The 12,137-nt window shown below is 64.1% G+C and carries 15 protein-coding genes; 8 read left to right on the top strand and 7 right to left on the bottom strand.

The features are described 5' to 3' along the window. Positions 1–43: 43 nt before the first annotated feature. A complete protein-coding gene (locus tag ACVMDN_RS16325; RefSeq protein ID WP_141340425.1) occupies positions 44–316 on the top strand; it encodes a GNAT family N-acetyltransferase in 273 nt (90 codons plus the stop codon). 11 nt (positions 317–327) lie between these two features. Here ACVMDN_RS16325 and ACVMDN_RS16320 read toward each other — a convergent pair whose 3' ends face one another. Together ACVMDN_RS16320 and ACVMDN_RS16315 are read right to left on the bottom strand one after the other, a co-directional pair. After that, positions 328–1,119, bottom strand: a complete 792-nt coding sequence (locus tag ACVMDN_RS16320; RefSeq protein ID WP_141340426.1) for a fumarylacetoacetate hydrolase family protein — start codon at positions 1,117–1,119, stop codon at positions 328–330. 101 nt (positions 1,120–1,220) lie between these two features. Beyond that, positions 1,221–1,634 (bottom strand): DUF3597 domain-containing protein, encoded by a 414-nt coding sequence (locus ACVMDN_RS16315; RefSeq protein ID WP_057018523.1) that lies wholly within the window; start codon positions 1,632–1,634, stop codon positions 1,221–1,223. Positions 1,635–1,922: 288 nt separating this feature from the next. On the opposite strand from ACVMDN_RS16315, the gene ACVMDN_RS16310 reads away from it, so the two are divergent. The 3 genes from ACVMDN_RS16310 to ACVMDN_RS16300 all read left to right on the top strand — a co-directional run bounded on the left by ACVMDN_RS16310 (position 1,923) and on the right by ACVMDN_RS16300 (position 3,881). Next, positions 1,923–2,834: a DUF2189 domain-containing protein gene (locus tag ACVMDN_RS16310; RefSeq protein ID WP_076828616.1), complete on the top strand. Its 912-nt coding sequence runs from the start codon at positions 1,923–1,925 to the stop codon at positions 2,832–2,834. An 83-nt stretch (positions 2,835–2,917) separates the two neighbouring features. Then, on the top strand, positions 2,918–3,058 hold the full coding sequence (locus ACVMDN_RS16305) for a hypothetical protein (protein ID WP_156436338.1): 141 nt from the start codon (positions 2,918–2,920) through the stop codon (positions 3,056–3,058). Positions 3,059–3,065: 7 nt separating this feature from the next. Then, a complete protein-coding gene (locus ACVMDN_RS16300) occupies positions 3,066–3,881 on the top strand; it encodes a lytic murein transglycosylase (protein WP_057018524.1) in 816 nt (271 codons plus the stop codon). 145 nt (positions 3,882–4,026) lie between these two features. Here ACVMDN_RS16300 and ACVMDN_RS16295 read toward each other — a convergent pair whose 3' ends face one another. Beyond that, positions 4,027–4,311, bottom strand: a complete 285-nt coding sequence (locus tag ACVMDN_RS16295) for a hypothetical protein (RefSeq protein ID WP_057018525.1) — start codon at positions 4,309–4,311, stop codon at positions 4,027–4,029. 723 nt (positions 4,312–5,034) lie between these two features. Between ACVMDN_RS16295 and ACVMDN_RS16290 the strand changes: the two genes are divergently transcribed. The 4 genes from ACVMDN_RS16290 to ACVMDN_RS16275 all read left to right on the top strand — a co-directional run bounded on the left by ACVMDN_RS16290 (position 5,035) and on the right by ACVMDN_RS16275 (position 8,212). Then, positions 5,035–5,187 carry a DUF1127 domain-containing protein gene (locus ACVMDN_RS16290; protein ID WP_016846063.1) on the top strand — a complete coding sequence of 51 codons (153 nt, stop codon included), beginning with the start codon at positions 5,035–5,037 and terminating at the stop codon, positions 5,185–5,187. A gap of 110 nt (positions 5,188–5,297) precedes the next feature. Beyond that, complete coding sequence (trmFO, locus tag ACVMDN_RS16285; RefSeq protein WP_141340427.1) at positions 5,298–6,731, top strand: methylenetetrahydrofolate--tRNA-(uracil(54)-C(5))-methyltransferase (FADH(2)-oxidizing) TrmFO; 1,434 nt, start codon at positions 5,298–5,300, stop codon at positions 6,729–6,731. Between the two features lie 5 nt (positions 6,732–6,736). Continuing rightward, a complete protein-coding gene (locus tag ACVMDN_RS16280; RefSeq protein WP_141340428.1) occupies positions 6,737–7,840 on the top strand; it encodes a serine/threonine protein kinase in 1,104 nt (367 codons plus the stop codon). A gap of 87 nt (positions 7,841–7,927) precedes the next feature. Further along, positions 7,928–8,212, top strand: coding sequence for a DUF1488 family protein (locus tag ACVMDN_RS16275; RefSeq protein WP_057018527.1), 285 nt, complete (start codon positions 7,928–7,930; stop codon positions 8,210–8,212). On the opposite strand, the gene ACVMDN_RS16270 is transcribed toward ACVMDN_RS16275, so the two are convergent. From ACVMDN_RS16270 to secD, 4 genes are read right to left on the bottom strand one after another with little or no spacing between them, the layout of a single operon-like run. Next, positions 8,209–9,072, bottom strand: coding sequence for a phytoene/squalene synthase family protein (locus tag ACVMDN_RS16270; RefSeq protein ID WP_141340430.1), 864 nt, complete (start codon positions 9,070–9,072; stop codon positions 8,209–8,211). The two genes, ACVMDN_RS16275 and ACVMDN_RS16270, sit on opposite strands and share 4 nt — an antisense overlap. Beyond that, entirely contained in the window at positions 9,069–9,452 is a 384-nt protein-coding gene (locus ACVMDN_RS16265; protein ID WP_141340431.1) for an Mth938-like domain-containing protein, read from the bottom strand. Before ACVMDN_RS16265 ends, ACVMDN_RS16270 begins: the two co-directional genes overlap by 4 nt. 6 nt (positions 9,453–9,458) lie before the next feature. Next, positions 9,459–10,493, bottom strand: a complete 1,035-nt coding sequence (gene secF / locus ACVMDN_RS16260; RefSeq protein WP_141340432.1) for a protein translocase subunit SecF — start codon at positions 10,491–10,493, stop codon at positions 9,459–9,461. Positions 10,494–10,503: 10 nt separating this feature from the next. Beyond that, on the bottom strand, positions 10,504–12,105 hold the full coding sequence (gene secD / locus ACVMDN_RS16255; protein ID WP_141340433.1) for a protein translocase subunit SecD: 1,602 nt from the start codon (positions 12,103–12,105) through the stop codon (positions 10,504–10,506). Between the last annotated feature and the right edge of the window lie 32 nt (positions 12,106–12,137).

The following is a 12,137-nucleotide window of genomic DNA, read 5'->3' as shown; positions in this document are numbered from 1 at the left end:
CACACGCTTACATCAGGGCCTGCGAATCAACCGGGATTTTGCGATGGCCGCCGTCCGCGACAACAGGGACCAAAACCGCTTCGAACTCGACACCGAGGGCGGCCTCGCTTTCGCGAATTACCGGCGGACGCCCGCGGCCGTTATCATCACCCATACCGAGACACCGCGCGCCCTGCGCGGCCGCGGCATCGCATCGGAGCTGGTCAAGGGTGCGCTGGATCTGATCCGCGCCGACGGCCACAAGGTGATCGCCAGCTGCGGTTTCGTGGTGGATTACCTCAACAAGCATCCGGAATACGCGGATCTTGCAGGTTAGAGCCCTGCCCCTCAGACGATCTTGATCGACATGTCGGGCAGGCCCTCGAGCTTGCACAGCAACACGTCGCCCTTGACGACCGGGCCGACGTTCTCCGGCGTACCGGAATAGATGATGTCGCCGGCCTTCAGCTCGAAGGCCTCGGAAAGCTTCGCGATCTGCTCGGCGACGCTCCAGATCATGTTCTTCAGATCCGAGCTCTGCCGCACCGTGCCGTTGACCGCGAGCGATATCGCACCTTGCGTGAAGTGGCCGGTCTTATCAGCCGGATGGATCGGCCCCAGCACTGCGGCATGATCAAAGCTCTTGCCGATCTCCCACGGCTTCTTTTCCGCCGCCATGCCGTTCTGCAAATCGCGCCGCGTCATGTCGAGGCCGAGCGCGTAGCCATAGACGTGATCGAGCGCCTTGTCGGCCGGAATATTGGTGCCGCCGGATTTCAGCGCGGCGACCAGCTCGACCTCGTGGTGATAGTTCTTGGTCAGCGACGGATAGGGATGATCGGCGACCGTGCCGATCGCGACATTCTGGATCGCGTCGGTCGGTTTCTGGAAGAAGAACGGCGGCTCGCGGGTCGGATCGGAGCCGCGCTCGATCGCATGCGCCGCGTAGTTGCGGCCGATGCAGTAGATGCGGCGGACCTGGAACACTTCGCTGGCGCCAACGATCGGGATCGTCACCGCCGGTACCGGAAACATCGCCTTCGACGCGGTCTCGGCATGGGCCGGCGCGGATTGCGCGGCGGCGCCGGCCAGTGCGAGGGCGCCGGTCGCAAGCATCGTCCGGCGATCGAGATCAGTCATGAGCGTTCTCCTTCTTGTTCGCCGATCTATAGATGCTCGCCGATCCATAAAAAAGGCCCGCGCTGGCGCGGGCCCTGGCCGTGTGCGGGATGATGATCCGCTCAGTGCTTGATGTCCGGGGGCAGCTTGCCGCCATTGGCCGCGAGCTTCGTCATCACCTGCTTGTGCAGCCAGATGTTCATGCTGGCGGAATCGCTGGTGTCGCCGGAGTAGCCGAGCTCCTTGGCGAGCTCCTTGCGCGCCGACAGGCTGGAGTCGATGTCGAGCGCCTTCATCAGGTCGACGATCGAGGTGCGCCATTCGAGCTTCTCGCCCTTCGCGGCCACCGCCTTGTCGAGAATGGGGGCGACGTCAACGGACTGCGCGGGCGCTGCGCCGGCCGGCACCGCTGCAGGAGACGACGATGCACTGCCGGATCCACCGGCGGGAGCTGCGCTTGTGGCCGATCCGCCTGCGGGCGCGGCGCTGGCGCTGCTACCGAAGATCGCGCCCATGATTTTTCCGAAAATGCTCATCGTTCGCTCCCAAGACTGTTGAGATGTGAAAGCCAGACGGCGCTGGGACGCCTGACCGCGGTCGCAGTTGAAGTCTATAGCCCCCTCCATAGCTTGCCAATGCGACATTCACTTAAGCGTGAGTGCTTTTGCCACGGTTTGGGAGTAGCCTTGCCGAACAGTTCGCGACACGGCCAGTTCCCTGCTCTGTCTTTCGCGTCTGGCTTGATCGTGATCGCTTCGAGAGGCGGCAGGTTTGTGCCCGCGTGCCGGGCGCCAGATGCGACCGCCCAGAGGGAGACAACGACCATGGCCACGTCATACCAAGGCAATGTCAGTTCGATGACGCAGAGCGGACAAGGCGCCGCGTCTGCGCCGGTCATCCGCACCATCGGCCTGTCCGATTTGCATCATGCGCTGCGTCTCGGCTGGGAAGACTTCAAGGCGGTGCCAAGTCACGCCATCGTCCTCTGCCTGATCTATCCGGTGCTCGGCCTCGTGCTTGCGCGCACCGTGCACGGCTATTCCGTGCTGCCCCTGCTGTTTCCGCTGGCCGCGGGCTTTGCCCTGCTCGGCCCGTTTGCCGCCATCGGCCTCTACGAAATGAGCCGCCGCCGCGAGGACGGCGGGGAAGCATCTGCCTGGGATGCCATGGAGGTATTCCGCTCACCGTCATTCGGCGCGATGCTTGGGGTCGGAACGCTGCTTTTCGCACTGTTCGTGACCTGGATCGCCACCGCCCAGGCCATCTACACGGCGGTGTTCGGCTATGAGACCGCGGCCAACATTCCCGATTTTGCCGCGCGCGTGCTGACCACCCAGCAAGGCTGGTGGCTCATCGTGGTCGGCTGCGGCGTCGGCTTCCTGTTCGCGCTCGTCGCGCTTTGCATCAGCGTGATCGCCTTCCCCATGATGCTCGACCGCCAGGCGACCGCCGGCGAAGCCATGGTGACGTCGATGCGCGCCGTCGCACAGAACCCGGTGCCGATGGCGGCCTGGGGCCTGATCGTCGCGGTGCTGCTGGTGCTGGGCACGATCCCGTTCTTCCTCGGGCTTGCCGTGGTGATCCCGCTGCTCGGTCACGCCACCTGGCATCTCTATCGCGAGGTCATCGTCAAGGATCCGAATGCGCGGCCGGTGATCCCCGAACCGCGCGAGCGCAAGCCTGCCGCGGACTTCCCGGCCAATCTGTTTCCGTGGCGGCGCAGCGATCGCGGCTAAGCGCCGCTAACCCGGATTCGTAAACGTCAAAGCAACCGCCGGCCGATATGTTCGGCCGGCGGTTTGTCGTTCAGGATCGTCAAATGGGTGTGAAACTGGCGTGGCATTTGCAGCGCGGCCTGAGAAAAAGCGGCTCGGTCACGAGCCTTGTTTTGGCCGCTGTTGCCGCGAACATACCCGCCGCCTTGCGCGACCAATCGATGACATCGCAGACTCCGGAGTGAATTGCTTATGACCTCTCGCTCTTGCTTTCGCACGCTCGCCATCGGCGCGTGGCTCCTGACCTCGACGGCATCGGCGCTGGCCGCTCAATGCGGCACGGGCACGTTCGAATCCTGGCTCGACGATTTCAAGAAAGAGGCTGCGACGAAGGGCATTTCGCAGAACGCGATCCAGGCCGGGCTGGCTGGCGTCACGCAGGACAAGGCGATCCTCGCCCGCGACCATTCGCAGCAGGTGTTCAGCCAGACCTTCGAGCAATTCTCGAGCCGCATGGTGCCGCCGCGGCTCAATCGCGGCTCCGACATGATGAAGCGCTACGGCTCGGTGCTGTCGCGAATCGAGGAGGCCTACGGCGTACCGGGCGAAATCCTGGTCGCGATCTGGGGACTGGAGACCGATTTCGGCGTCAACACCGGAAAGTTTCCGACCATACGTTCACTGGCGACGCTCGCCTATGATTGCCGCCGCTCCGACATGTTCAAGGCCGAGTTGATGGATGCCTTGCGCATCGTCGAGCGCGGCGATCTGCCGCCGCAGGAGATGCGCGGCGCCTGGGCCGGCGAGATCGGCCAGACTCAATTCATGCCGTCGTCCTACATCAAGTTCGCGGTCGACTTTGACGGCAACGGCAAGCGCGACCTCCTGCACAACGTGCCCGACGTGCTGGCGTCGACGGCGAACTACCTGAAGAGCTATGGCTGGAAGAAGGGCAAGGGCTGGGAGCCCGGCAGCGAGAATTTTGCGGTGATCCAGCAGTGGAACAAGAGCGAGGTCTACGCCAAGACGATCGGCTACTTCGCCACCCAGCTCGCCAAGGCTCCGTAGCGCTTTCACACCAGCTTGCGTGGCGCAGCGAGCCAAGGACGAGGCCACCCTTCTGCTCTGACTAGATCAAAGCCGGTCCAGCTACGGATGAATCAAAAAGGGCCGACTGCCCCAGGCAATCGGCCCCTATCGCCATGATCAAAACCTACTTCGCCATGCTGGCTTCGGCAGCCTTGCTGAGATGCGCGCCGCAAGCACCCCACTGGTTGTTCAGCATCGCGTCCTGAGCGAGCGAGACTTCCTTCTCCGCCGCGAATTTGACCTCATTGTCAGCCATAGCTTCGACTGCAGCTTCGGTCTTGCCGAGATTGGCACCGCTGCAGCCGAGGCCCGCGTGATGACGATGCGCGGCCTGAGCGGGAGCGACAGCGTAGGCAACGGCAGCCACGGTGGCTGCTGCGATCAATGTCTTAATCATGGGATGATCCATCTGTTGTTCTTGGACAGATCCCAGCGTGATTGCGGAATCTGCGGAACGATTATTCGCTGTTCCCGACACCGTTCAGAATGAACTTCGCGCGATACAAACGTGATGAGCGCTGCGCGCGCATCGCGCATGCGTTGCATAGTGTTTTGATTACATGTCGGTAAGGAAGCGGCGCCGCAATAGCTTTGCTCGACGTGTTCACTTCAATCGAGCTGCACTTCCGATAATCAGCAGCGCGTTCGCGCGGCAGGCGAAAATCTGAGCGGGCGGGAGGGGCCGAACTACCTCCGAGGTCAATGCGACTGATTGACGCTGCGTCCGCCTAGGTGCCAACCCCATCATGCTATGAATATTAAATCATTCATACGGCAATATTTCGCATGCGAATCACGCATGGAACACGCCGCCGTGATCTGGCGTCAGACGCGCGCCATCCCTTGACCGAACGGTCTGTAATTACCATATGATCGGCGTAGTTCAAGTCACTACCATTCTTCTAACTCACTGATCTCAAGAAGATTTTGACGCCGTCGCCCGGCTCTGCGGAACTTTGGTCCACTGGACCTGGCTCGATGCGCCAAACGGTTAACCGGAACTTACCGCCGCTATGCGTTTTGAGCTTAGCTGCATCGCAACATCGGAACTACCGCACTGCACTATATCATCTATATTCACTTCAACGATGAGGCTTTTGAAAAGCTGAATCTGAATTACTAGGAGACTACCATGTTGCTCTCGCTCATCCGCATGATCCAGGCTTTCCGGGATTATCAGCGCAATGTCAGCGAACTGTCCCAGCTCAGCGATCGCGAACTCGCCGATATCGGCCTCGACCGCTCGGACATTCCGCGCGTTGCCGCCGGCACCTACAACGGCTAATCGGCCGCAAGCCATCTGCTAAACGGATAACGCCCGCCTCCACAGCGGGCGTTGTCGTTTGTGGTGCGGTTTCAGATGCATATGAGATCAAAACGCGCTAACGCTGCGCGATGACACCGCATCAATCCCCTTCCCAACCCGTGCACATCGTGGGCGCGGGGCTCGCCGGCTCGGAAGCCGCCTGGCAGGTCGCCAATGCCGGCGTCCGCGCCGTGCTGCACGAAATGCGCCCGCACCGGATGACCGAGGCGCATCGGACCGAAGGCTGCGCCGAACTGGTCTGCTCGAACTCCTTCCGCTCCGACGATGCCGCCAACAACGCGGTCGGGCTGCTGCACGCCGAGATGCGGCGGCTGGGCTCCCTGATCATGCGCTCGGCCGACGCCAACCAGGTGCCCGCCGGCGGGGCGCTGGCGGTCGACCGCGACGGCTTTTCGGCCGCCGTCACCAAGGTGCTCAACGAACATCCGCTGATCGAGATCAGCCGCGAGGAAGTCGCAGGGCTGCCGCCGGCCGACTGGAGCAACGTCATCGTCGCGACCGGCCCCCTCACCTCGGCACCGCTTGCCGACGCCATCAGGCTTCTGACCGACGAGAGCGCGCTGGCATTCTTCGACGCGATCGCGCCGATCGTGCACAAGGATTCCATCGACATGTCGGTGGCCTGGTTTCAGTCGCGCTACGACAAGGTCGGCCCCGGCGGCACCGGCGCCGACTACATCAACTGCCCGATGACGAAGGAGCAGTATGACGCCTTCGTCGCGGCGCTGCTCGACGGCGAGAAGGTCGACTTCAAGGACTGGGAGACCAACACGCCCTATTTCGACGGCTGCCTGCCGGTCGAGGTGATGGCCGAGCGCGGTCACGAGACGCTGCGCCACGGGCCGATGAAGCCGGTGGGATTGACCAATCCGCATAACCCGACGGTCAAGCCGTATGCGATCGTCCAGCTGCGGCAGGACAACAAGCTCGGCACGCTCTACAACATCGTCGGCTTCCAGACCAAGCTGAAGCACGGCGCGCAGCAGCGCGTGTTCCGCACGATCCCCGGCCTCGAGAACGCGGAGTTCGCCCGCCTCGGCGGCCTGCATCGCAACACCTTCCTGAATTCGCCGAAGCTGCTCGACGGTCAGCTGCGTCTGCGCGCGCAGCCGCGGCTGCGCTTCGCCGGGCAGATGACAGGCTGCGAGGGTTACGTCGAGTCGGCCAGCGTCGGCCTGATCGCCGGCCTTTGTGCCGCCGCCGACATGCGCGGTGCCGCGCTGACGCCGCCGCCGGCGACGACCGCGCTCGGCGCGCTGCTCGGCCACATCACCGGTGGCCACATCGAAACGATCGAGGCCGGTTCGCGCTCGTTCCAGCCGATGAACATCAATTTCGGTCTGTTCCCGCCGCTGGCCAGTGCGCCGACCAAGAAGCCGGACGGCTCGCGGCTGCGCGGCAACGAGAAGACCGTCGCCAAAAAGCAGGCGATCAGCGCGCGCGCGCTCGCCGATCTCGACCACTGGATCGCAGAGCATCTGCGCGTTGCGGCAGCGGCCTGACAGTCATGAGCTTGCCGAAAGACGATGACGCCACCCTGTCGGTGCGGTGGAGCCAGGGCGTGCTGCTCAAGCGCGACGTGTTCTCGACCGTCGAGCGCGGCCGCTTCCGCGCCGATGACGGCGAGGTCGACGGCGTGCTGCGCCGGCTCGATCAGGTGCCGTTCTGGTCGTTCGCCCTGGCGCTGCATCTGTTCTCCCGCGAGCGCCGCGCGCTGACCTTGGCGCGCGACCTCGACGTCGGGCCGAAGCTGTTGTGGGCCGGCCGTCGCGCGCTGGTCCGTGGCTTCATCGACGGCGCGGCGCTGCATCTGGCGAAGCCGCACGGCGACGTCGCCTATTTTCGTTCCGCCAAGGCCGCGTTGCGCAAGCTGCATCGCGCCGGCATCTGCCACAACGATCTCGCCAAGGAGCAGAACTGGCTGGTCGGCCGCGATGGCCGCGCCTACCTCACCGACTTCCAGCTTGCCGCCTGCTTCAAGACCCGCAGCCGACTGTTCCGCATCGCCGCCTATGAGGATCTGCGGCATCTGTTGAAGCACAAGCGCAGCTACGCGCCGGAGGCGTTGACGCCGAAAGAGCGCAAGGTGCTCGCAAAGAAGTCCGCGGTCGCCAGCATCTGGCTCAAGACCGGCAAGAAGGTCTATCAGGCGATCACGCGCGGCATCTTCAATTTCACCGACCGCGAAGGCGGCGGCCGGAGGCTGGTCAACGACGCCCCGGTATTGATCGATCTGATCCGCAAGAATCCGCAGGTGCGCGACACCGCGATCGTCGCCTTTGCCGACCGGCGCGTCGGCGTCGGACTCTACGCCTTCGTCGAGGCGGACCAGTCCGCGCTGGAAAAGACGCTGCGCAACGAGCTTACCGCGGCCAGGGGCGTCAAGCCGCCCGAACACATCCAGATCGTGCACGCGCTGCCGCGCGATGCCGCCGGCAAGCCGCGCACCGAAATCCTGCAGCTCGTCGCCATGAACCAGATCGACCTGATCGAACCGATGATGCGCAGCGACGCCGATCGCGAGTTCCTCAAGGACATCCTCGAGCAACGCAAGAATTTGCGCGACCGCTTCAATTTTGAAGTCGCCGAGATGGACCGGCCGGCGGGTTAGAGCGCGCTTGTCGGCGCGTGGCCCTCGACAAACGTGGCGCGAAGCTTCACTCTTTGCGAGGGGTAGCGCGCTCAAGGGACAAGTTTAATGCCACTCACCCGTGGCCGGATCGGGGGATACGATTCCGAACGACTGGCGTTCGGATTCACCATGATGAACGGCGACCAGGAAATCGAATGCCAGATCAGCGACGCCGCACTGGACGAGTTGGCCGGCACGCGTGGAACGGCGAGCATGGCGCGGCAAGCCCAGTTCGTTGCGCTGCGCGACGCGGTCGAACAGATCGCATCCGACATCTATGACAGCGGCCCGATGGTCAAGGGCAGAACGATCCGGATCTTCACCAAGCACATCTCGAAGGAGCAAAGCTAGCGACCGAACTCCTCCGTGCGCGCGGCTCGCCACAACGTCCAGAGTGTGCGCAGGCGTGAAACCGGCTTCGGCAGGAACGGGTCGTAGTCGTCCCTCCTCGCCCGGTTCAGCTCGCGCCTGACATGGGCGAGCGGCAGGAAGATCGGCCTCACGCCGGACGGGACATCCGCAAGCAGCCCGAATGCGGTCTTGAGATGGCCCTGGGCCTCATCCGCAAGCTGATCGATGGCGGCACGGATGTTCGGCGTCACCTTGCCGGCAAACACCTCCTCCTTGCTGCCGCCGTGCTGCTGCAGCAGCTGTAACGGCAGAAACAGCTGATGCCGTGAGGCGTCGCGTCCGAACGAAGCGATGACCTGCGCCATGCCCTGGGCAAGACCCGCATGACGGGCCAGGTGATCAATCGCCTCCGACGGTCGCGCCACCACGCGCGTAGCCTGCGAGAACAGCACTGAGGCCGTGGCGTCGAGATAGCCCTCGAGCGCGGCCAGCGACGGCATCGGGTCGTTGTAGAGATCGAACTGGTGCTCCTCGACCAGCTGCGAGAATGGCGAGACCGGCAGACGGTGATTTCGGATCGTGTGCAGCAGTTCTGCCGCGACCGGATTGCCCTCGACGCCGCCATGGCCCGCACCGGCCAGCATGTCGGTCCACCATTGCAGCCGCATCTCGCCGGGCAGCGGCTGGCTGACCTGCTCGTGCACGCGCGAGACCTCGATGTTGAAGGCATAGATCGCAAGCATCGCCCGCCGTTCCGGACCCGGCAAGAACAGGGTCGACGCGTAGCGTACGAAGTCATGGCTCCGCACCAGATCGGCGCAGAAGGCCGCGCCGTCCTTCGGTGCCTCTGTCGCGCTCATGGCACCGCGATCAGCGCCGCCGCGACGCGACGCCGCTCGCCCAGCATGATGTTGTAGGTGCGGATCGCGGGTCCCGTCTGCATCGGATCGAGCACCACCTGCACGGCCCGCAGGGCCTCGCGCAGGCCCTTTGGCGGGACCCAGACGTCGGTGCCGGTGCCGACGATCAGCGTGTCGATCGCATTGGCGGCCGCGAACACCTTTTGCAGCGAGTATTCGTCGATCTCCTGCGGCCTGGTGACCGGCCAGGCCCAGATCGAGTCAGGCAGGCACAAGAGCGAGCCGCGGTGCGACATATCGGCAAACGCGAAGCCGCCCTTGCCGTAGGCCTCGATCGGCGCCGACCTCGGAAGATGGGGAGCGTCCGAGGAGTTGCTCATGACCGGCTACTTCTTGGCTGCCGCCGTGTCCGGCTTCTTGGCCGGCGCGTCCTGCGCCGCGTCTCCACCCCGCGTGGTGTGAACACCGAGATAGATCAAAATCGGCGCCGCGATAAAGATCGATGTGTAGGTGCCGACCAGCACCACGCCGAACATCATGACCGCGGTGAAGCTGTGGATCGCCTGGCCGCCGAACAGCAGCAGCGCGAGCAAAGCCAGCGTCACGGTGACGTGGGTGATGATCGAGCGCGACAGCGTCGAATTGATCGATTCGTTCAGCAGCTGCGGCATCGGCATCTTCTTGTAGCGCCGCAGCATCTCGCGGATACGGTCGTAGATGACAACGGTATCGTTGAGCGAATAACCGAGAATCGTCAGCAGCGCCGCGATGCTGGTGAGGTCGAAATCGACCTGGGTGATCGACATGAAGCCGATCGTGAGCACGATGTCGTGGACGTTGGCGATCATGGCGCCGAGCGCGAACTGCCATTCGAACCGGAACCAAAGGTAGATCAGGATGCCCATGATCGCGAACATCAGGCCGATCATGCCGTAGGCCAGCAGTTCGCCGGAGACGCGCGGTCCCACCACCTCGACGCGACGGTAATCGACGGATTCGCCGAGCGCGCCGCGCACTTTCGTCACCGCATCCTGCTGCGCCTTGTCGCCGCCGGGCTGCTCGGCGACGCGGATCAGGACTTCCGCCGGACCGCCGAACTGCTGAAGCTGCACCTCGCCGAGGCCAAGGCCGTTCAAGGTGGTGCGCATCGCGGCGATGTCGGCGGTGCCGGATTTCGCCTGCACCTCCAGCAGCGTGCCGCCCTTGAAGTCGATGCCGAAATTCAGGCCGTGGGTGAAGAACAGCGTGATGGCAAGGATCGAGAGCAGCGCCGAGATCGGGAAGCTGATGCGGCGAAAGCGGGTGAAATCGAAATGCGTGTCGTCCGGCACGATGCGCAGCGGCGGCAGCAGGCCGAGCGCCGCGACCACGGTCAGGACGGCGATCAGGATGCCAAGGCCAATGAGAACGGTATGGGTCACAACAGGCCTCTCAGATCGGCACGGTTTGCGGCCGCTTCCACCGCACCCAGCCGGCGACGATCAGGCGCGTCAGGGTAAAGGCGGTGAACACCGTGGTGATGATGCCGATGCCGAGCGTCACGGCAAAGCCGCGGACCGGTCCGGTGCCGATGTAGAACAGCACGGCGGCGGCGATGAAGGTGGTGATGTTGGAGTCGAGGATGGTCGCCAATGCCCGCTTGAAGCCGGCGTCGATCGCCGAGATCGCGTTGCGGCCGCCGCGCAATTCCTCGCGGATGCGCTCGTAGATCAGCACGTTGGAGTCGACCGCGATGCCGACGGTCAGCACGATGCCGGCGATGCCCGGCAACGTCAGCGTGGCGTTGAGCAGCGACAGCAGTCCGAAAATCATGGCGACGTTGATCGCCACCGCGATGTTGGCGAACACGCCGAACAGCCGATAGGTGATCAGCATGAACACGATGACCAGGATCGAGCCGACATAGGCCGCGAGTTCGCCCTTCTCGATCGAGTCCTGCCCGAGGCCGGGACCGACGGTACGCTCTTCGATCACGGTCAGCGGCGCCGGCAGCGCGCCGGCACGCATCAGGATCGCCAGATCGTTGGCCGACTGCACGGTGAAGCTGCCGGAGATCTGGCCCTGTCCGCCGGTGATCGGCTCACGGATCACGGGTGCCGAGATCACCTTGTTGTCGAGCACGATCGCAAACGGCTGGCCGACGTTTTCGGCGGTCGCCTGCGCAAATTTGCGCGCTCCCGACGTATTGAACTTGAAGCTGACGATCGCCTCGCCGGTGCGCTGGTCAAAGCCGGGCTGGGCATCGGAGAGCTCGCCTCCGGAAACCAGAACCTGTTTCTTGACGACATACGGAACCGGCGGCGGTGACGCGCTCATCAAGAGCTCGGAGTCCGGTGGCAGGCGGCCCTGCTGGGCCTGGTCCGGCGACACCGAGCTGTCGACCATGCGGAATTCCATCTTGGCGGTCTTGCCGAGCAGCTCCTTCAGGCGCGTCGGATCCTGCAGGCCCGGCACCTGGACCAGGATGCGGTCGGTGCCCTGACGCTGGATCACCGGCTCGACCGTGCCGAGCTCGTTGACGCGCCGTTCGACGATCTGGATCGATTGCTCGATGGTCTGCCGGATGCGCTCGGTGATCGCGGCCTGCGGGACCCTCAGACGGATCAGGCCGCCGCCGGCATCGGCAACCTCGAGGCTGCGCTGGCCGCTGGAGCCGAGCAGGCCGCCGAGCGGCTGCGACAGCTCGCGGAGCTTCGACAACGCCGTCGCCTGGTCGCCTTCCTTGGAGATGCGGACTTCCACCGCGTCGTTACGCGTGTTGAGGCCGGTGTAGCCGATCTTGGCTTCACGAAGCACCTTCCGGACATCGTCGCGGATCTGGTCGAGCTTCTCCTTCTTCACGTAGTTGGAGTCGACTTCGAGCAGCAGATAGGAGCCGCCCTGCAAATCGAGGCCGAGGACCAGGCGCCGCTGCGCCCAGGCCGGCCAGGTCTTCACCTGCGCTTCGGGGAAGAAATTGGGCACGGCGCACAGGCAGACCACCAGCGCTGTCAGGATAATCCCCAGCGCTCGCCACCGCGTGAAATACAACATCGAGTTGACCCGTCAGATTCCAAAAAGGCGCC

Source organism: Bradyrhizobium sp. USDA 4510, from assembly GCF_054059095.1.
This window is presented reverse-complemented; position numbering and strand designations above follow the sequence as displayed.